Annotated in this window: 17 protein-coding genes; 7 read left to right on the top strand and 10 right to left on the bottom strand. The window is 65.2% G+C overall.

Annotated features, from left to right (window positions below; translation table 11 throughout):
• Positions 1–11 precede the first annotated feature (11 nt).
• Both dctA and POF53_RS07030 read right to left on the bottom strand, forming a co-directional pair.
• Entirely contained in the window at positions 12–1,325 is a 1,314-nt protein-coding gene (gene dctA, locus POF53_RS07035; RefSeq protein WP_028690501.1) for a C4-dicarboxylate transporter DctA, read from the bottom strand.
• Between the two features lie 76 nt (positions 1,326–1,401).
• On the bottom strand, positions 1,402–2,481 hold the full coding sequence (locus tag POF53_RS07030; RefSeq protein WP_028690500.1) for a 4-oxalomesaconate tautomerase: 1,080 nt from the start codon (positions 2,479–2,481) through the stop codon (positions 1,402–1,404).
• Between the two features lie 104 nt (positions 2,482–2,585).
• Between POF53_RS07030 and POF53_RS07025 the strand changes: the two genes are divergently transcribed.
• The 3 genes from POF53_RS07025 to POF53_RS07015 all read left to right on the top strand — a co-directional run bounded on the left by POF53_RS07025 (position 2,586) and on the right by POF53_RS07015 (position 6,170).
• The gene (locus POF53_RS07025) at positions 2,586–3,521 is read left to right on the top strand and encodes a LysR family transcriptional regulator (protein ID WP_498966976.1); all 936 of its coding nucleotides are present in this window, start codon (positions 2,586–2,588) and stop codon (positions 3,519–3,521) included.
• A 133-nt stretch (positions 3,522–3,654) separates the two neighbouring features.
• Positions 3,655–4,908, top strand: a complete 1,254-nt coding sequence (locus tag POF53_RS07020) for an MFS transporter (RefSeq protein ID WP_254464451.1) — start codon at positions 3,655–3,657, stop codon at positions 4,906–4,908.
• An 8-nt stretch (positions 4,909–4,916) separates the two neighbouring features.
• A complete protein-coding gene (locus tag POF53_RS07015; protein WP_498966974.1) occupies positions 4,917–6,170 on the top strand; it encodes an arsenic transporter in 1,254 nt (417 codons plus the stop codon).
• 9 nt (positions 6,171–6,179) lie between these two features.
• Here POF53_RS07015 and POF53_RS07010 read toward each other — a convergent pair whose 3' ends face one another.
• The 3 genes from POF53_RS07010 to POF53_RS07000 all read right to left on the bottom strand — a co-directional run bounded on the left by POF53_RS07010 (position 6,180) and on the right by POF53_RS07000 (position 8,748).
• Entirely contained in the window at positions 6,180–7,403 is a 1,224-nt protein-coding gene (locus tag POF53_RS07010) for an amidohydrolase family protein (RefSeq protein WP_498966972.1), read from the bottom strand.
• Positions 7,404–7,587: 184 nt separating this feature from the next.
• Positions 7,588–8,058, bottom strand: a complete 471-nt coding sequence (cynS, locus tag POF53_RS07005; protein ID WP_186714928.1) for a cyanase — start codon at positions 8,056–8,058, stop codon at positions 7,588–7,590.
• Positions 8,059–8,088: 30 nt separating this feature from the next.
• Positions 8,089–8,748: a carbonic anhydrase gene (locus tag POF53_RS07000; RefSeq protein ID WP_186714929.1), complete on the bottom strand. Its 660-nt coding sequence runs from the start codon at positions 8,746–8,748 to the stop codon at positions 8,089–8,091.
• A 110-nt stretch (positions 8,749–8,858) separates the two neighbouring features.
• On the opposite strand from POF53_RS07000, the gene cynR reads away from it, so the two are divergent.
• Positions 8,859–9,749: a transcriptional regulator CynR gene (gene cynR, locus POF53_RS06995; RefSeq protein WP_254464450.1), complete on the top strand. Its 891-nt coding sequence runs from the start codon at positions 8,859–8,861 to the stop codon at positions 9,747–9,749.
• A 3-nt stretch (positions 9,750–9,752) separates the two neighbouring features.
• Here cynR and POF53_RS06990 read toward each other — a convergent pair whose 3' ends face one another.
• Positions 9,753–10,091 (bottom strand): hypothetical protein, encoded by a 339-nt coding sequence (locus tag POF53_RS06990; RefSeq protein WP_498966969.1) that lies wholly within the window; start codon positions 10,089–10,091, stop codon positions 9,753–9,755.
• Between the two features lie 95 nt (positions 10,092–10,186).
• Positions 10,187–11,026, bottom strand: a complete 840-nt coding sequence (locus tag POF53_RS06985; protein WP_442799891.1) for an AraC family transcriptional regulator — start codon at positions 11,024–11,026, stop codon at positions 10,187–10,189.
• A gap of 165 nt (positions 11,027–11,191) precedes the next feature.
• Here POF53_RS06985 and POF53_RS06980 point away from each other — a divergent pair, with 165 nt between their 5' ends.
• Both POF53_RS06980 and POF53_RS06975 read left to right on the top strand, forming a co-directional pair.
• A complete protein-coding gene (locus POF53_RS06980) occupies positions 11,192–11,578 on the top strand; it encodes a hypothetical protein (RefSeq protein ID WP_232856362.1) in 387 nt (128 codons plus the stop codon).
• Between the two features lie 18 nt (positions 11,579–11,596).
• Positions 11,597–11,896, top strand: a complete 300-nt coding sequence (locus POF53_RS06975) for a hypothetical protein (protein ID WP_234560528.1) — start codon at positions 11,597–11,599, stop codon at positions 11,894–11,896.
• Between the two features lie 4 nt (positions 11,897–11,900).
• On the opposite strand, the gene POF53_RS06970 is transcribed toward POF53_RS06975, so the two are convergent.
• Positions 11,901–12,827, bottom strand: a complete 927-nt coding sequence (locus POF53_RS06970; RefSeq protein WP_234560529.1) for a LysR family transcriptional regulator — start codon at positions 12,825–12,827, stop codon at positions 11,901–11,903.
• A 228-nt stretch (positions 12,828–13,055) separates the two neighbouring features.
• Here POF53_RS06970 and lysA point away from each other — a divergent pair, with 228 nt between their 5' ends.
• On the top strand, positions 13,056–14,285 hold the full coding sequence (gene lysA, locus POF53_RS06965; protein ID WP_254464446.1) for a diaminopimelate decarboxylase: 1,230 nt from the start codon (positions 13,056–13,058) through the stop codon (positions 14,283–14,285).
• An 87-nt stretch (positions 14,286–14,372) separates the two neighbouring features.
• On the opposite strand, the gene POF53_RS06960 is transcribed toward lysA, so the two are convergent.
• Complete coding sequence (locus POF53_RS06960; RefSeq protein ID WP_232856366.1) at positions 14,373–15,068, bottom strand: response regulator; 696 nt, start codon at positions 15,066–15,068, stop codon at positions 14,373–14,375.
• The gene (locus POF53_RS06955) at positions 15,065–17,719 is read right to left on the bottom strand and encodes a DUF4118 domain-containing protein (RefSeq protein ID WP_254464445.1); all 2,655 of its coding nucleotides are present in this window, start codon (positions 17,717–17,719) and stop codon (positions 15,065–15,067) included. Before POF53_RS06955 ends, POF53_RS06960 begins: the two co-directional genes overlap by 4 nt.
• Between the last annotated feature and the right edge of the window lie 130 nt (positions 17,720–17,849).

Raw genomic sequence — 17,849 nt, 5'->3', positions numbered from 1 at the left:
TAACCGGTTGGTCAGCCGTGCCGGGGAGGCTGCGCGGACCACTCGGGGTGAGCGTCGACGGCTTCGTCGGCCGCCGATGGCGCGCCGTCGAGGCGGCGCAGCAAGGTTTCGCGATCGCAGGCATGCTCCGACAGCGAGATGACCACGGTGGCCACGGCGTTGCTGGCCAGGCTGGTCAGGGCCCGCGCCTCGGACATGAAGCGATCGATACCGATCAACAAGGCAAGCCCGGCCAGCGGTATGTCGTGAATGACCGTGAGGGTCGAGGCCAACGCCACGAAGCCGCTGCCGGTCACGCCGGCGGCCCCCTTGGACGACAGCAGCATGATTGCCAGCATGGTTACCGTCTGCCCGAGGGTCAGGTCGATGTTGCAGGCCTGCGCGATGAACACGGCCGCCAGCGACAGGTAGATGGCGGTGCCATCGAGGTTGAAGGAATACCCGGTTGGCAGCACCAAACCCACCACGCCTTTGCGACAACCGAGCCGCTCGAGCTTTTCGAGCATGCGCGGCAGCACCGGCTCGGTGGACGAGGTACCCAGCACCACCAGAAATTCTTCGCGGAAATAGCGCAGCAGCTTCCAGAGGCTGAAGCCATGGGCGCGACAGATGCCGCCCAGCACAACCAGGACGAAGAAGGCGCAAGCGATGTACAGCGTGCCCACCAGCTTGGCCAGGGCGCCGAGGGAGGTGACGCCGTATTGCCCGACGGTGAAGGCCAGCGCACCGAACGCACCGACCGGGGCGAAACGCATCAGGTAACCGAAGATACGGAACACCATGATCGAGACCGACTCCAGCACCGCAAGGACGGGCCGGCCCTTCTCGCCCATGGACGACAGGGCGAAGCCGCTGAGTACGGCGATGAACAGCACCGGCAGCACCTCACCCTTGTTGAAGGCACCGATGAATGTCTCCGGAATGATGTGCATGAAGAAGTCGACCACGCCCAGTTTCGCCGCCGAGGCGGCGTATTGGCCCAGGCCCTCTGTACTCAGGGTGGCAGGATCGATGTTCATGCCGGCGCCGGGCCGGAACAGGTACACCGCCGCCAGGCCGATCACCAGGCTGATCACGGTCAGCAGCAGGAACAACAGCAAGGTCTTGCTCATCAGGCGCCCCAGGGAGCGCTTGTCGGTCATGCCGGCTATGCCGGTGACGATGGTGCAGAACACCACTGGCGCGATCATCATCTTGATCAACTTGATGAAGGCGTCGCCCAGGGGTTTGAGGGCAACGGCCTGTTGCGCCCAGAAGTGGCCGACCACCACGCCCAGCAGGACGGCGCAGAGGATCTGGAAATACAGGGATCTGGCAAGTTTCATGAGGCATCACCCATTGTTGAAATTGTGCGGATGCGCTTGTTGCTGAAGCCACGCTGATGGTGGCGGCGGCCTGGGTCTATCCCGCCAGCCTGCGCGAGGACGGGGCATAGACGAACCCTGAGAAAAGCCGACGGGCGGTACGCACCACCGATGCCTGCAGGGTCTTGCCATCGACGCCGCTACGCGACAGCGCCACGTCGATGCCACCACTGGGATGTTCGATGCGCACCTGCTCCAAGTGTTGTGCCCCCTCGCCGAGCAGGTCGCCGACCACCGTACCGGCGCTGACGCAAGCCGTGGCCAACCCGACGGCGCCGGTGATCGCCAGGGCCCGGTGGCAATTGTGCGGCATGAAATAGCGCACCTGCACTGTACCGTCATGCCGAGGTGGCGCGACCAGCACCGGCTTGGGAATCACCATGCCGCTGACATCACCCAGGCCCATGGCCTTGCCAGCCTTCAGGCGCAAGGCTTCCAGGCGCTGCAGCAAGGCATTGTCGGCATCCAGCTCGGCCGGGGTTTCCGAGCCGGTCACGCCCAGTTGCCGGGCGTCGACGATCATCATGGGCATCGCCATGTCGATGCAGGTGACCGGCACGCCGTCGATCACATCCTGAGGTTTGCCCGTAGGGAACAGCTTGCCGGTCTTGCTGCCCACTGCATCGAGGAACGTCAGGTGCACCGGGGCCGCCGTGCCAGGGACGCCGTCGATCGCCGTGCGCCCTTCGTAGCGCACGATGCCACCAGGCGTTTGCACCAGTGAATCGACGAAGGTTCCGGTATTGAGGTTGCGGATGCGTACCAGGGTCTTGCCGTCGTTGGCCTTGACCAGCCCTTGCTCGATGGCGAACGGCCCGACGGCGCACAGCATGTTGCCGCAGTTGGGCGCGGTGTCGACGCGCCGCTGGGCGACCATCACCTGGACGAACAGATAGTCGACATCGGCATCGGCGTGCAACGACGGGCTGATGATCGCCACTTTGCTGGTCTGCGGGCTGCCGCCACCGATGCCGTCGATTTCCAGCTCGTGTCCGGAGCCCATCAGGTTGATCAGCAACTCGTCGCGCTCGACCACGTTTGCAGGCAGGTCCCAGGCGTGGAAGAACGGCCCTTTGGAGGTACCGCCGCGCATGAGTACGCAAGGAATTCGTTGCATGATTTCGCACTCTTGTTGATCAATGGACATCATTGATGTTGTGAGCAAAAGAGTGACAGGGATGGATAAATCAATCCAATGCAAATATCGTAGTCATTATTGCGATGCAAGCATCAATAATCGAACGGCCCACTGAGCGATGCCTGATGGAATATGAACTGCAAGATATAAGATCTTTCGTGAAAATCGCCGAACTTGGCAGCTTTCACGAGGCTGCAGAAGCGCTGCACTTGTCCCAACCCGCCCTGAGCCGACGAATCAAGAAGCTCGAGGAAGGGCTCGGTACTTCGTTACTCGAACGCACTACGCGCCGGGTCAGCCTGACGAGCGTGGGTCGGGATTTCCTGCCCAAGGCCAGGCGCCTGCTGGATGATTTCGAGGATTCGATCCTGAGCATCCGCGAACTGGCCGAGCGCCAGACGGGGCAGGTCACCCTCGCTTGCATTCCCACGGCAGCGTTCTACTTTCTGCCCTCGGTGATCCGCGACTACAACGCGCAGTACCCGAAGATCCGCATCCGCCTGCTGGACCTCAGTGCCAACGATGGGCTGGAAGCCGTACTGCGCGCAGAGGCCGATTTTGGCATCAACATGATGAGTGGCCAGCATCCGGACATCGAGTTCGTCTCGCTGGTACAGGAGCATTTTGTGCTCGCATGCCGCCGGGACCACCCGTTGGCCAAGCGCGAGTCGGTGACCTGGGCCGAACTGGCCGACTACCGCTTGATCGGGGTCGGTCGCCTGAGCGGCAACCGCATGTTGCTCGATCATGCGCTAGCCGGCCTGAACCTTCGTCCTCAATGGTTCTACGAGGTCCAGCACCTGTCGACCTCGCTGGGCATGGTCGAGGCCGGGCTGGGGGTCTCGGCCATGCCTAGCCTGGCCATGCCCAGCGCCGACCATCCGACGTTGGTCAGCGTGCCGCTGGGCGAGCCGCAGGTCAGCCGCACGCTGGGCTTGGTGTTTCGTCGCGGTGCGTCGCTGTCGCCGGCGGCCGAAAAGTTCGTATCGATCCTCTTGCAGCAATGGCCCAATCGCTGACCCCTGGACCGATGGCATGCCGGATCCGCGCAAAGTTCATCAGCACCTGCGCCGCGGAGTGCATAACGTATGCGGCTGTTGACCGCCCTTGAAATCCAGGGTGCTCTGTTCACTTGTCCCTGCGGAGTTTTCCTTGGCCTCGCCTGCTCATGAACGTTCGCTCGATGGGTTGAATTTTTTCCTGGCCGATGTCCGTGATGGGCTTGGGCCCTACCTGGCGATCTACCTGCTGGCGGTGCACCATTGGGAGCCCGGCAGCATCGGCCTGGTCATGACCTTGGCCAGCGTCACGGCATTGCTGACCCAGACGCCAGCTGGCGCGCTGATCGACAGGACCACGGCCAAGCGCGCCGTGATGGCCATCGCCGCGCTGCTGGTGACCGGCAGTTGCCTGGTGCTGCCCTGGGTCACCAGCGTCGCGCTGGTGACGTTGACCCAAGCCATCAGCGCGCTCGCCGGTTCCGTGTTCGCACCGGCCATCGCTGCCATTTCACTGGGCCTGACCGGGCCCCGGGCATTCACCCGGCGCATGGGCCGCAACGAAACCTTCAACCATGCCGGCAATGCCTGCTCGGCGGTGCTCGCCGGCGGGCTGGCCTACCTGTTCGGACCGGTGGCGGTGTTCTACCTGATGGCGGCGATGACTGTGGCCAGCCTGATCGCCATCAGCCGAGTGCCGGCGACAGCCATCGACCATGACCTCGCGCGCGGCCTTGACCCGCGGCCGCCGGGCCAGCATGCCCACCCCGCCGGCCTTGCCGTACTGTTGCACAATCGCCCCTTGCTGCTGTTCGCCGTGTGCTGCGCGCTGTTCCATCTGGCCAACGCGGCAATGCTTCCGCTGGTGAGCCAGAAGCTGGCTCAGGCCAACCTGCAGTTGGCCACGCCGCTGACCTCGGCGTGCATCGTCGCGGCGCAGCTGGTGATGGTGCCCATGGCGCTGCTGGCCGGCGCCAGGGCCGACCGCTGGGGACGCAAGCCGCTGTTGCTCGCCGGCTTTCTGATCCTGCCGCTGCGTGGCGTGCTTTACGTGATGTCGGACGATCCGTTCTGGCTGGTGGCCGTGCAATTGCTCGATGGCATCGGCGCCGGACTGTTCGGGGCATTGTTCCCGGTAGTGGTCAAGGACCTCACCCAAGGCAGCGGGCGCTTCAATGTCAGCCTTGGCGCATTGTCCACGGCCTTCGGCCTGGGCGCGGCGCTAAGTCCCGGTGTCGCGGGGCTGGTGGTACAGTCCGCAGGCTACGACGCGGCATTCCTGACATTGGCGGGCATCGCGACTGCAGCGTTGCTTCTGCTTTGGCTGGCCATGCCGGAGACCCGCCGACCTGCCAGCGATGCCAACGCCGAGCAAGCCCCTCCCCTTCACTCCCCTTCCGGAAACTGAGTCCTCGCATGCCTGTCGCTGAGTCATCCCTGATCATCTGGTCGGTTGCGGCCGCGGCCACCGCCCTGGTCATCCTTCGGCCGGGACGCGTGCCCGAATATGTCTGGGCGATGGGCGCCGCCTTAGGGCTGACGGCCTGCGGCCTGATCCCATGGCGCCTGGCCTTGGCGGCAATCGCCGAAGGAGGCGATGTCTACCTGTTCCTGACCGGCATGATGGTGCTGGCCGAGCTGGCTCGCCAGGAAGGCTTGTTCGACTGGCTGGCCAGGTACGCGGTGCAGCATGCCAGGGGCTCGGGCCAACGCCTGTTCGACCTGGTATTCCTGGTCGGTACACTGGTCACCGTGTTCCTGTCCAATGACGCCACCGCTGTGGTGCTGACACCGGCCGTGTATGCGGCGTGCAAGGCGGCCAAGGCCGAGCCGCTGCCCTACCTGTTCATCTGCGCCTTCATCGCCAATGCCGCCAGCTTCGTGCTGCCCATCTCCAACCCGGCCAACCTGGTAGTCTTCGGCAGCCAGATGCCACCGCTGCTGGAATGGCTGCGCCAGCTCACCCTGCCCTCGCTGGGCGCCATCGCCATGACCTACCTGGTACTGCGCGTGACCCAGCGCAAGTGCATCCGTCAGCCGCTGGCCGTGGCCATCGAGATGCGCCCCCTGTCGGCCGGCGCCCGGCTTTGCGCGCTGGGCCTGATGTTCACCGGCACCCTGCTGTTGACGGTATCGGCACTGGACGTGCCGCTAGGGCTGCCGACATTTTGCGCAGGCATGGCCACCACCGGGTTGATCCACCTGCGTCAGCGGCGCAACCCGGCGCCGTTGCTGCGTCACGTGGCCTGGGGGGTCCTGCCCTTGGTCGCAGGATTGTTCGTGCTGGTGGAAGCCGTGGCCCACACCGGCGTGATCGACCGTCTTGCCCAATCGTTGGCCGCCCTGGCGCAACAGTCGGCAGGCACGGCAAGCTGGACGGCGGGCGTGACTGCGGCCGTGGCCAGCAACCTGATGAACAATCTGCCCACCGGCCTGATCGCCGGTTCCATCGGCCACCTCGTCGAACTGCCCCGGCAGACCACCGCCGCCTTGCTTATCGGCGTCGACCTGGGACCGAACCTGTCGATCACCGGCTCCCTGGCCACGCTGCTGTGGCTGGTGGCGATCCGCCGCGAGGGCGAGCATGTCGGCGCATCGAGTTTCTTGCGTCTGGGCGTGCTGGTAATGCCCCCGGCACTGCTGGCGGCACTGTTGCTGCTGGCCGTCTGAACCCGGCCTTCAGAACACCACCGAACGCCGCTGCTCCGCTGTCGCCACCACCCTGCCGCGCTTGAGCACCATCAGCCGCGCGGGCAGGTCGAGGATCACGTCGCTGACACGGTGGGTGTCCATCAGCACCAGGTCCGCGTCGTTGCCCACCGCCAAGCCATGGCTCTGCAAACCCAGGGCCTTGGCCGGGTTGCTGGTGAGCATCGGCAGCACCGTGGCCTGGTCGTCCGCCCCGCCCAGGTGACAGGCGGGGATGGCCAGCTGCGCGATATGCAGCAGGTCGCCGGTGCCGTAGGGAGTGAAGGCATTGCGGATGTTGTTGGTGGCCAGGCACACGTTCACTCCGCCATCGCGCAAGGCTCGCACCGGGGTCAGGGTGCGCCGCACATTGTGGCTGTCGCCACGGGCGCCCAGGTGCAGGTCGGTGGCCGGCAAGCACATCACGCTGATGTCGGCTTCGCGCAGCAGCGCGATGATACGCGACTGGCGCGCTGGTTCGACGGCCGCCAGGCTGGTCAGGTGGCCGACGCTGACGCGCCCTTGGTAGCCTGCCGCGAGGGTCCGGCGGGCCACGTATTCGATGGTCATGTGCTCGGCGTCGTCGGCGAAGTCCTGGTGCAGGTCGATGTCCTTGCCATAGCGCTGGGCCAGGTCGAAGACGAAATCAATGTGCTCGTGGGGCGATACGTCGTTGTAGGGAATGCCACCGACCACATCGGCGCCCTTCTCCATCGCCTCGACCATCATCGCTTTCATGCCGGGCACCTTGAGGATGCCTTCCTGGGGAAAGGCGACCACCTGGATATCGATGACATCGCGGAATGTTTCCCGTAGCTCCAGCACCACATCCAGGCCCGTGAAACCCTGGGCGGGGTCGAACTCGGCGTGGGCACGGACATGGGTGGTGCCGGCCTGCACCAGCGCGCGCAACACCTGCGTCGAGCGCTCGCGGATGTCTTCGCGGGTGAGCGTGGGCTTGAGCTCGGCGGTGACGGCGATCGCTTCCTTCAAGGTGCCGGAGCGGTTGGCCTTGCGTTGCATGACATTGGCTTTTTCCAGGTGCAGGTGGCCTTCGACGAAGCCTGGGATCAGGACATTGCCATTGCCTTGGATTTCCTGGGTTGCCGTTGCGGTGATCGTCGGGGCGATTTCAGTGATCTTGCCGTTGTGCACGGCCACATCCATCAAGGGTTTTGCATCGTCGATGCGGACATTTCTGATGATCAGGTCCATGCCGTCGTTTCTCGTAATCAGTCATTACGGTCGACACCCTGTACTCGCGATGTTGGACAACGCGGTGGATGGCACCGGCCTTGCCGGTGTTCGCGGGGCAAGCCCGCTCCTACAGGGGGCCAATATCGTCTGTAGAAATGGCCCGGCCACCCAGTGGAGACCGGGCCATGTCCCTATGAGCGAATCAGAACGGTTTGGTCGGCAGGTACTTGCCATCCAGGGTGATCACAGCGCGGGAACCGCCTTCCGGATCATCGACCTTCTTCACATCCAGCTTGAAGTTGATGGCGCTGATGATGCCGTCGCCGAACTTCTCGTGGACCAGCGCCTTGAGCGTGGTGCCGTACACCTGCAGCATCTCGTAGAAGCGATAGATCGTCGGGTCGGTCGGCACGCCACCTTCGATACTGCCGCGCAGTGGGATGGTCTGCAGCAGTGCGATGCCGTCGGCGTCCAGACCGAGCTTGTCACCCACCACCTGGGCGGCGCTGGCCGGCAGCGGGTGCTGGCCCAGCAGCGCGGCGGTGACGAAGGCTTCGGACAGGCCGGTGCCATCGGTGATCTGGGCGAACGACAGGTCCTTGCGGGCCTTGGCCAGGAGGATGACCTCGCTCAGGGCAAGACGGGCGTTCTGGCTGATTTGCGACTGGATCATGGGAGTGTCTCCTTGGGTTGAAAATCGGGTTCAGGCAACGTGCCGGGAAGCGTGGGAAACAGCGCGGACGCCTGGGTTGTCCGCCAGGGATACGAACTGGCCGGTGCGTCCGTCGAAGGCGTCGATGCGGCCGCTCTCGATGTCGTAGATCCAGCCATGCAGGGCCACGCGGCCCTCTTCCAGGGCCAGGCGCACCGAGGGGTGGGTCTGGATGTTGGCCAGCTGGGCGATCACGTTCTCTCGCACCATGGCCTCGACCTTGGCGTGAGGGGTTTGATGCGGGCGGGCTTCGTTGACCACACGGGCGGAGTCGGCGTAGCGCAACCAGCCGGCCACGGCGGGCATGTGGTCCAGGCACTTGCAGGTGGCGATGGCAGTCATGGCGCCGCAGTCGGAGTGACCGCAGATTACGATATCGGCCACTTGCAGGGCGGCGACGGCATACTCGACCGAGGCCGACACCCCGCCGGGTTCAGGGCCGTAGGACGGCACGATGTTGCCGGCGTTGCGGATGACGAACAGGTCGCCCGGCTCGCGCTGGGTGACCAGCTCGGGCACCAGGCGGCTGTCGGAGCAGGAGATGAACAGCGCCCGCGGGCTTTGCTGGGTGGCCAGGTCCTTGAACAGCTTGACTCGCTCGGGGAAGGCGTCGCGCTGGAACTTCAGGAAGCCGTCGATGATGTCTTGCATGGCTGATGCCTCAGTGTCGCGGTGTGTGAGGCAAAGGTTAGGCGGTGCGTTACATAAGGTAAAAGTCTCATTTATGATGAATGGCATCAGATTATCTTATGGAGAGAAGCATGCTCGCCCGGCATATCCAGTACTTTCTCGCGGTCGCGCAACACCATAGCTTCACTCGGGCGGCGGCAGCCCTGCACGTCTCCCAGCCCGCGCTTTCGCAGCAGGTCAGGCAACTGGAGGAAAGCCTGGGGGCGCAGTTGTTCGATCGCTCGGGGCGCACGACTCGGCTGACCGATGCCGGCGAGGTCTATCTGCGCTATGCGAAACGGGCGTCGCAGGAACTGCAGGAGGCCAGGCGCGCGATCCATGATGTGAGCGACCTCAGCCGAGGGTCATTGCGGGTGGCGGTGACGCCGACCTTTACCAGCTATCTGGTCGGCCCCTTGGTCGAGGCCTTCCACAGCCGGTACCCGAATATCACCCTGAACTTGCGCGAAATCGCCCAGGAGCACATGGAGGAACTGCTGCTGGCGGACGAACTGGATGTCGGTATCGCCTTCGATGAGCCCCACGCCCAGGACATCGACACCTACCCATTGCTGGTCGAGACACTGGCGCTGGTGGTCGGCAGCCAGCACCCATTGGCCCATGCACGCGCCATCGGGCTACAGGCGCTGAACGACGAGTCGATGATCCTGCTCAGCGCCGAATTCGCCACTCGGGAGCAGATCGAGCGCTATTGCCGGCAGCACGGCATACGCCCGCAGGTGCGGATGGAGGCCAATGCTATCGGCGCGGTCATCGAAGTGGTGCGCAGGACGACGCTGTCGACGCTGCTCCCCGCCAACATCGTCCTGGCGCATGACGACCTGACCGCCATCGCCCTCGACCCCTTGCGCCTGCAACGCACGGCCGTGCTCATGCAGCGCAGGGGTGTCTACCAGGCCGCGGCGGCGCAGGCCTTCCTGGCGCTGGCCAAGGAGGTGGCCGCACAGCTGGAGCGCAGCTGAGGCTCAGCTCAATTGCGCAATCAGCACCGCATTGGTGTAGATCAGGCTGCCGTCGCTGGCCCGATGCCCGACCAGGTGGAACTGGCCGCGCTCATCGTCGCTCAGGTAGACACGCAGGCGGCAGTCGGACAAGGGGCCATAGCCTTCAGGCAAGACCAGGTTCAGTGTGTCCATGTCGACATCCACCATCGCTTCGCGCTCGTGGCTCTGCTGCAGGCGCTCTTCGGCCTGCTCCAGCGCCGTGTGGGCGGCGCCCTGGATATTGAAATGGATGTCGCCCACCGGGGTGGATCTGCGATCACCGTCACCTTTGCACCAGCCTTCGATCGTCAGGGTACTCATGATCAATCCTCATGCTGTGGAGCGTTTCTGATCACTGCTGAAGGGGTTGACCCTGACGGGAATCGAATCGTTCAGGTTTCCGGGGTACCTCCCGTTCAGGGCGCGAGCACGATGCCACGGGCTGCTTCGGCCGGATCACCGGCACCGCGCTCGAGCAGATAGCGCGCAGGCGGCTTGCCCATGGCCTTGCGGAACATGGTGACGAAGCCACTGGCGCTTTCGTAACCCAACGCCAGGGCCACCGCCTGCACACTCTCGCCCTTGGCAAGGCGTTGCAACGAAAGGATCACATGAAGCTGCCGCCGCCAGCGGCCGAAACTCATGCCGACTTCCTGCAGCAACAGCCGGCTCATGCTGCGCTCGCTCATGCCGATGCGCCGGGCCCATTCGCCGATCGGCGCTGTGCTCGCCGGGTCGGCCAGCAGCCGCTGCGCCAGCTGGCGCAGCCTGCGGTCCTGGGGCATGGGCAGGTGCAGATCCTCGACGGGGGCGGCGCACAATTCGTCCAGCAACGTGGCGATCAGTCGCGCCTCGGGCCCGCGCTCGGCGTACAGCGCCTCGAAGCCCGTCGCCTTGAGCAACAGTTCGCGCAACAGTGGCGACACCGCCAGCGTGCAGCAGGTGGTCGGCAGATACTCGACCGCCTCCGGCTCGACGAACAGGCAATGGCATTCGGTTTCTCCCGAACCACGGGTCGAATGCAGCAGCCCCCCTGGGATCCACACCGCGCACTGCGGCGGCACGATCCACACCCCGGTCTCCACCTCACAGTTGAGAATGCCGCGCACCGTGTAGATCAACTGCGCCTTGCGATGACGGTGAGGGGCAAGCTCCCAGTCCTTGCCTACGCGGGACGCGCACAAGGCGATGACCTGACGTGGAATGCCATCGACATCCCATGGGCTGGCCAGGGTTTCGGGGGTGATTGATTCCACGATGCTGCTCATTGCTCGAAGCTGACGCATTGGCCGAAATGAAAAACAGAATGACAAGATTTCGCAATGACGTCCATGAGTCACGTGGTTATCGTGCATCTGGGTCGCCGATGTCGGTTTTCCAGAACGGCGACCACGCATCAACACACGCAGAGGATCAGACAGATGCTTTTGGATTCCACCTATTTTCCGCTGGTCTGGATGGATACCGGTAATACCACCATCGATACCCGCGATGAAGGTTTCGCAGTCTTCGAAACGCTGCTGGCAGGCGCCGAACCGTTCGTCTTGCTGGACGCGGAACGCGCCAGGCAAAAAGCCAATGGACATACCCATGACGAACAGAAACAACTGTCACTGTGGATGAAGCGCCACAAGGCCGCGCTGCGCACCTACGTCCGGGGGCAGATCCTCATCGAGCCGGATGCCGACAAACAGGAGGCCGCTCAATTGTTCGCAGCCAAGTTCGAAGCCTTCTGGGGCTACCCCCTGCATATCGTCGCCACCCAGGAAGAAGCCTTCAAAGTGGCGAACCAGCTGCTGGCGAAGTGAACACAGGGAGGGCTCGCCATGGGTCTGGTCGCAATCAACACCGTCGAGATCATCCCGGCCATCGGTTCGGCAGCGGTGCTCCAGGAGAGGCTGGAAGGCTTGTTGGAGGTGTTGAACCGTACCTCGGGATGCGTGGTGTACAGCCTCAAGTACGCAGCCTTGCCGAGTGAACGCTGGATCATCACCGGCCACTGGGACTGTGTCGAACAGATGACCGCGCACTTCAAGCTACCGTGCCTGGCCATGCTCTTCGATCTGACCGCGCAACGGCTGGCGACGGGGCTTTGCTTCCGAACGTTCAAGGCCATGGCGCATTGAGCGATCAGGTGGCGCCATGGAAGGCCTTCGCCAATGCCGCCTGCATGTCCCGCGCCTGCGCCCTCAATGCCTGGCAAAACGGTTCCAGCACCGCCGATGCCGGGCGCAGCTCCGGCCGGATCAACATCACCTGGTACGGCACCGAGAGGCTCAAGCGGCGAATCGGCAAGCCCCCCTGCCCCGCTTCCAGCCCGCTTAGCGGATTGATGATCGCCACCCCCAGGCCCTGCCGGACCATCGCGCACACCGACGCCGCGCTGGTGGTCTCGATGATCGTGCGTCGGTTCACCCCTGCTTCGCGGAAGTGCCGGTCAAGCTGTTGCCGGTAACTGTCCAGGCTGGCCAGGTTGATGAAGTCGACCTCGTGGAAATCCTGCAGCGCCAGCACCGGCTTGGCCTGCAATGGGTGGTCTTCGGGCAGCACGCAGACCATGTCGGCACTGAACAGCAGCTCCCCGACCGCCCCCCTGGGCACCTGCCCGGTTTCGGTCAGGCCCAGGTCGTGCTGCTGGGCCACCAGCGACTCCTCCAGCAGCGGCGACTCCTGGGCGGTGATGCTTACGCTCACGCCCGGGTGTTGCTGGTGAAACGCCTTGCAGGCCTTGGGCAGCAGGGTTTGCGAGAACAGTGGCAGGCAGGTGATGGCCAGCCGGCCCTGTTCGAAGTTGCGGATGGCCTGGGCGAAGCGATCGATGCGCTCCAGGCCGACGAAGGCGCGCTCGACCTCCTCGATCAGCAGCAAGGCCTGGGCCGTGGGTGCCAGGCGCCCGCCTTCGCGTTCGAACAGGTTCAAACCGGTGACCTGCTCCATGCGCGCCAGCTCGCGACTGACGGTGGGCTGCGAGGTGAACAGCAGGCGCGCGGCGCCGGTGACACTGCCGGCAGCCATGATGGCGCGGAACACTTCGATATGGCGGATGGAGAGTTTCATGGGGGCATGCAACACCTGAACGTTTGGCAGGGACCTGTAGGAGCGGGCTTGTCCCGCGAACACCGGCAACGCGGTGGATGGCACCGGCTTTGCCGGTGTTCGCGGGACGAGCCCGCTCCTACAGCAGTCGAATGTATATCAAATACGGATGACCTTCTGAAAATTATCTATTTTTATGAATCATCCAACTCACTCAATATCGGTGCATCCATTACAAGGAACACCACCATGACCACCACCCTCCTGGCCCAGGCCGTCCGCCAACACGGCTCGCCACTGTGGGCCTACGACGCCCAGACCATCCACCAGCGCATCGACCAGCTCCTGCAGCACTTTGACACGGTCCGCTTCGCGCAGAAGGCCAACCCCAACCTGCATGTCCTGCGCCTGATGCGCGAACGTGGCCTGGTGCTCGATGCCGTGTCGCTGGGTGAGATGGAGCGGGCTTTCGCGGCCGGGGCGACGGTGGACGGTGACCCGGCCGGCGTGGTGCTGACCTGCGACGTGCTGGACCAGCCGACCCTGGCCCGAGTGGTCGAGACGAAGATCGAAGTGAACGCCGGCTCCATTGACATGCTCCGCCAGCTGGGCGAGCACTCCCCCGGGCACCGGGTATGGCTGCGCATCAACCCGGGCTTCGGCCATGGCCACAGCCGCAAGACCAACACCGGTGGCGAGAACAGCAAGCACGGCATCTGGCACGAGCAACTGCCCGAGGCGCTGGCTTGCGTGAAAGAAAACGGCCTGCACCTGGTCGGCGTGCACATGCATATCGGCTCGGGGGTGGACTACGAGCATCTGGAACAGGTGGCCGGCGCCATGGTCGGGCTGATCGGCAAGCTGGGCGTGGACATCGAGGCCTTCTCCATCGGTGGCGGGCTGTCCACGCCATACCGCAGCGACGACCAGCCGGTGGACCTGCAACGCTACGCCCGCACCTGGGCGGTGGCGCGGGCGGAAGTTGAAACCATGCTCGGTCATCCCGTGCGCATGGAGATCGAGCCGGGGCGCTTCCTGGTGGCGGAGTCGGGTTGCCTGGTGGCCGAGGTGCGTGCCGTCAAGCAGATGGGCGACAGGCACTACATACTGGTCGATGCCGGCTTCAACGACCTGATGCGCCCGGCGATGTACGGGGCCTACCACCGCATGAGCCTGTTCGATGCCGTGGGCCGGCCAGTGAGCCGTCCGCTGCAACCGACCGTGGTGGCCGGGCCGCTGTGCGAGTCGGGGGATGTATTTACCCAGAACGACGAGGAGCTGACCCCGCAGCAACTGCCAGAGGCCAAGGTGGGTGACCTGCTGGTGATTCATGACGCGGGGGCTTACGGGGCTTCGATGTCGTCGAACTACAACAGTCGCCCGTTGCTGCCTGAGTTTCTGGTCGAGCAGGGCAACCTGCGCATGATCCGTCGGCGCCAGACCGTGCAGGAGCTTTTGGCACTGGAACTGGGTATTTAGCGCCCAGCTCTACCTGTGGGAGCGGGCTTGCCCCGCGATACGATGCGTGGCACCGGCTTCGCCGGTGGTCGCGGGGCAAGCCCGCTCCTACAGGGCCGGCGTCACCAGCCGGTACCCTACCCCCGCCTCGGTGACGATGAACCGCGGCGCCGTGGGATCGTCCCCCAACTTCTGCCGCAGGTGCCCCACCACGATGCGCAGGTAGTGGGTGTCGTCCACATGGGTCGGCCCCCAGATGTCCTTCAGCAGCTGCTGCTGGGTGATCACACGCCCCGGGTGTCCGGCCAGTTGCGCCAGCAGCGCATACTCCTTGCGCGTCAGCGCCACTTCCACGCCATCCAGGGTCACCTTGCGAAAGGCGAAGTCCACTACCAATGGCCCGAAGCTCGCGGCAGACGTCGCACTACCGACCTGCGGCGCCTGGCGCAGCAAGGCCCGCACCCGGGCGAGGAACTCCTGGATGCCGAATGGCTTGGTCACGTAGTCGTTGGCCCCGCCATCCAGTGCATCGACCTTCTGCACCTCGCTGGCACGTACCGACAGCACCATCACCGGCACCGTGCTCCATTCACGCAACTCGCGCAACACCTGCTGGCCGTCCATGTCCGGCAAGCCCAGGTCGAGCACCACCAGGTCAGGCTTGTTCAGCGCGGCCTGGGCCAGGCCCTCGCTGCCGGTAGCGGCCTCAAGCACCTTGTAGCCCTGGGACGCCAGGCTGATGCGCAGGAACTTGCGGATCTGCGGCTCGTCGTCGATGACCAGCAGAGTGGCGGCTTGGCTCATGGGGCTTCACTTTCAGTATCGGGTTGGGTCGGCAGCGGCAAGCATAGAGTGATGCAGGTGCCGTGGCCATCGATGCCATCATCGACCAGGATGCGGCCGCCATGGGCGCCGATCATGCCCTGGCAGATCGCCAGGCCCAGACCGGTGCCCTGCCCGCCCCGGTCGCCGCGGGCAGCGGTGTAGAACATGTCGAAGATCTTTTCGCGCTCGTCCGGGGGAATGCCTGGGCCTTCGTCGGCGACAGCGAAGCACAGCTGCTCGTCGCGCACCGAGACCTGCAGCTCCAGGCGGCCCTGCGGCGGGGAGAAACGGGCGGCGTTCTCCAGCACGTTGATCAGCGCCTGCTCGATCAACGCCGCGTGCACGAACAGCAGCGGCAGCTCCGGCGGTACTTCGGTGTGCACGCGCAGGGGCGCCAGCACCACGCGCAGGCGATTGAGGGCACTGCCGACGATATCGGCCGGGGCCACCCAGTCGCGGGCCAGCTTGAGGGTGCCGTGGCCCAGGCGGGTCATGTCCAGCAGGTTCTGGATGTAGCGATCCAGGCGCTCGGCTTCGTTGCGGGTGCCTTCGAGCAGTTCGCGGCGGTCGTCCGGGGGAATCGCGTCGCCCAGGGCCAGCAGGCTGTCGATGCTGCCGCGCATGGAGGTCAGCGGGGTGCGCAGGTCGTGGGATACCGAGGCGAGCAAGGCGCTGCGCAGTTGCTCGGTTTCACCATGCAGGCGCGCGGCTTCCAGTTGCTCGCCAAGGCGTGCGCGGGCCAGGGCCTGGGCCAGGGGTTGCGCCAGGGCCTTGAGCAGACGGCGGCGCTGGGCACTCAGCGGCTCGCCATCGCGGGGACGTATGCCGAGCAGCGCCAGGGGTTGCTCTTCCACGGCCAACGGCCACCACCACCAACGACCGTGAGGCAAGGTATCGCTGCCAAAGCCTGCGGCCTGGCCATGCTGCCAGGCCCATTCGGCGGCGGCGCGCTCGTTGTCGGTGAAGGCATGGTTGCCACCGCTGGCGACTTGCAGCAAGCCATCGGCACTGCGCTCCAGCAGGCACACCTGCACGTCCTGCCAGCCGTCCATATGCTGGCCGGCGGCGCTGAACACGGCCTGGCGGTCGGTGGCCACGGTCAGGCGCCGCGACAGGTCGAGCAGCTGGTTGGTCTGCGCCTGGGTCTCGCGCAGGGCCTGCAGCTGGCGGCGCTGGCGGGCGGCCAGGTTGCCAGTGAGCGCCGCCATCAACAGGAAGAACACCAGGGTCAGCACATCCTCCTCGCGCTGGATAGCGAAGGAGAAGTTCGGCGGGATGAACAGGAAGTCGTAGGTCAGGAACGACAACGCCGCGCAGGCCAGCGCCGGGCCCAGGCTGCTGCGCACCGCCACCAGCAGCACGGCGGCGAGGAACACCAGGGAGATGTTGGGCAACGCCAGCATGCTCGACACGGCCCAGGCCAGGCCGGTGGCCAGCACGGTGGCGAACAGCGCCAGCAGGTAGTGACGCCACACCCACACACGCTTGACCGCCGCCCGCGCCGCTTGCGGCTGGGCGTCGCGGTCGAGGACGTTGATCTCCAGGCCGTGGCTCTCACGCAATAAACGGGCAGCGACACCGGCGCCGAAGAAGCGCCGACGCAGCAGGTCGCGGGACTGCCCTACCAGTACCAGACTGGCGCGACGCTCGGCGGCGTGCTGGATCAGCGTACGGGCCACTTCACCGGCACGTAGCAGCACCACTTCGCCGCCCAGGCGCTCGGCCAGTTGCTGGGCGGCCTGCAGGCGATGGCGGGCGGTCTCGTCGCGCAGGCGGCCGTTGTCCACATGCACCACGCTCCACGGCAGATGCCGGCGCTGGGCCACGCGGCAGGCGTGGCGCACCAGTCGTTCGGCCTGGTCGTCGCCATCGATGCCCACCAGCAGGCGCCCACGCAAGGCCGGGGCTTCCTGGCCGCGCTGGCGGTAGCCGCTGGCAAGGTCGGCATCGACCTGGGCGGCGGCGGTCTGCATGGCCAGCTCGCGCAGGGCGGTGAGGTTGGTCTGGGAGAAATAGGCCTCGATGGCCGCCCGCGCCTGCTCGGGCACGTAGACCTTGCCCTCGCGCAGGCGCTCGAGCAACTCGCGGGGCGGCAGGTCGATCAGTACCAGCTCGAAGGCTTCCTGCAGCACCCAGTCGGGCAAGGTCTCGCGCACCTGCACGCCGGTAATGTCGCGGACCTTGTCGTTGAGGCTTTCCAGGTGCTGGACATTGACCGTGGTGTACACATCGATGCCGGCGGCGAGCAGCTCCTGCACGTCCTGCCAGCGCTTGGCGTGGCGGCTGCCGGGGGCGTTGGTGTGGGCCAGTTCGTCGACCAGCACCAGAGGTGGCGCGGCCTTGAGCAGGCCGTCGAGGTCCATTTCCTCAAGCATCACGCCGCGGTATTCGCTGCGCAACAGCGGTTGCTGGGCCAGGCCGCCGAGCAGAGCCTCGGTCTCGGCGCGGCCGTGGGTCTCGACCACCCCGGCCACCACGCGCACGCCCTGGCGTTGCTGGGCGTGGGCGGCCTGCAGCATGGAAAAGGTCTTGCCGACCCCGGGCGCGGCGCCGAGAAATACCTTGAGCCTGCCCCGGCCTTCCCGGGGCAGGCCCGCCAACAACGCGTCGGCGCGGGCGGAGTCACTCATGCTTCATCCTTCACTAATTACCAATTTTGGCCTGCTACGCAGGCCTTCGCGGGTAAACCCGCTCCCACAGGTTCGGCACAACTCTGAAGGTCAGCGCAGTACCTGTGGGAGCGGGTTTACCCGCGAAGGG

This window comes from Mitsuaria sp. RG (assembly GCF_028369275.1).
Taxonomy (GTDB): domain Bacteria; phylum Pseudomonadota; class Gammaproteobacteria; order Pseudomonadales; family Pseudomonadaceae; genus Aquipseudomonas; species Aquipseudomonas peradeniyensis.
The sequence above is the reverse complement of the archived record's forward strand: the minus strand, read 5'-3'. Positions and strand labels throughout refer to the sequence as shown.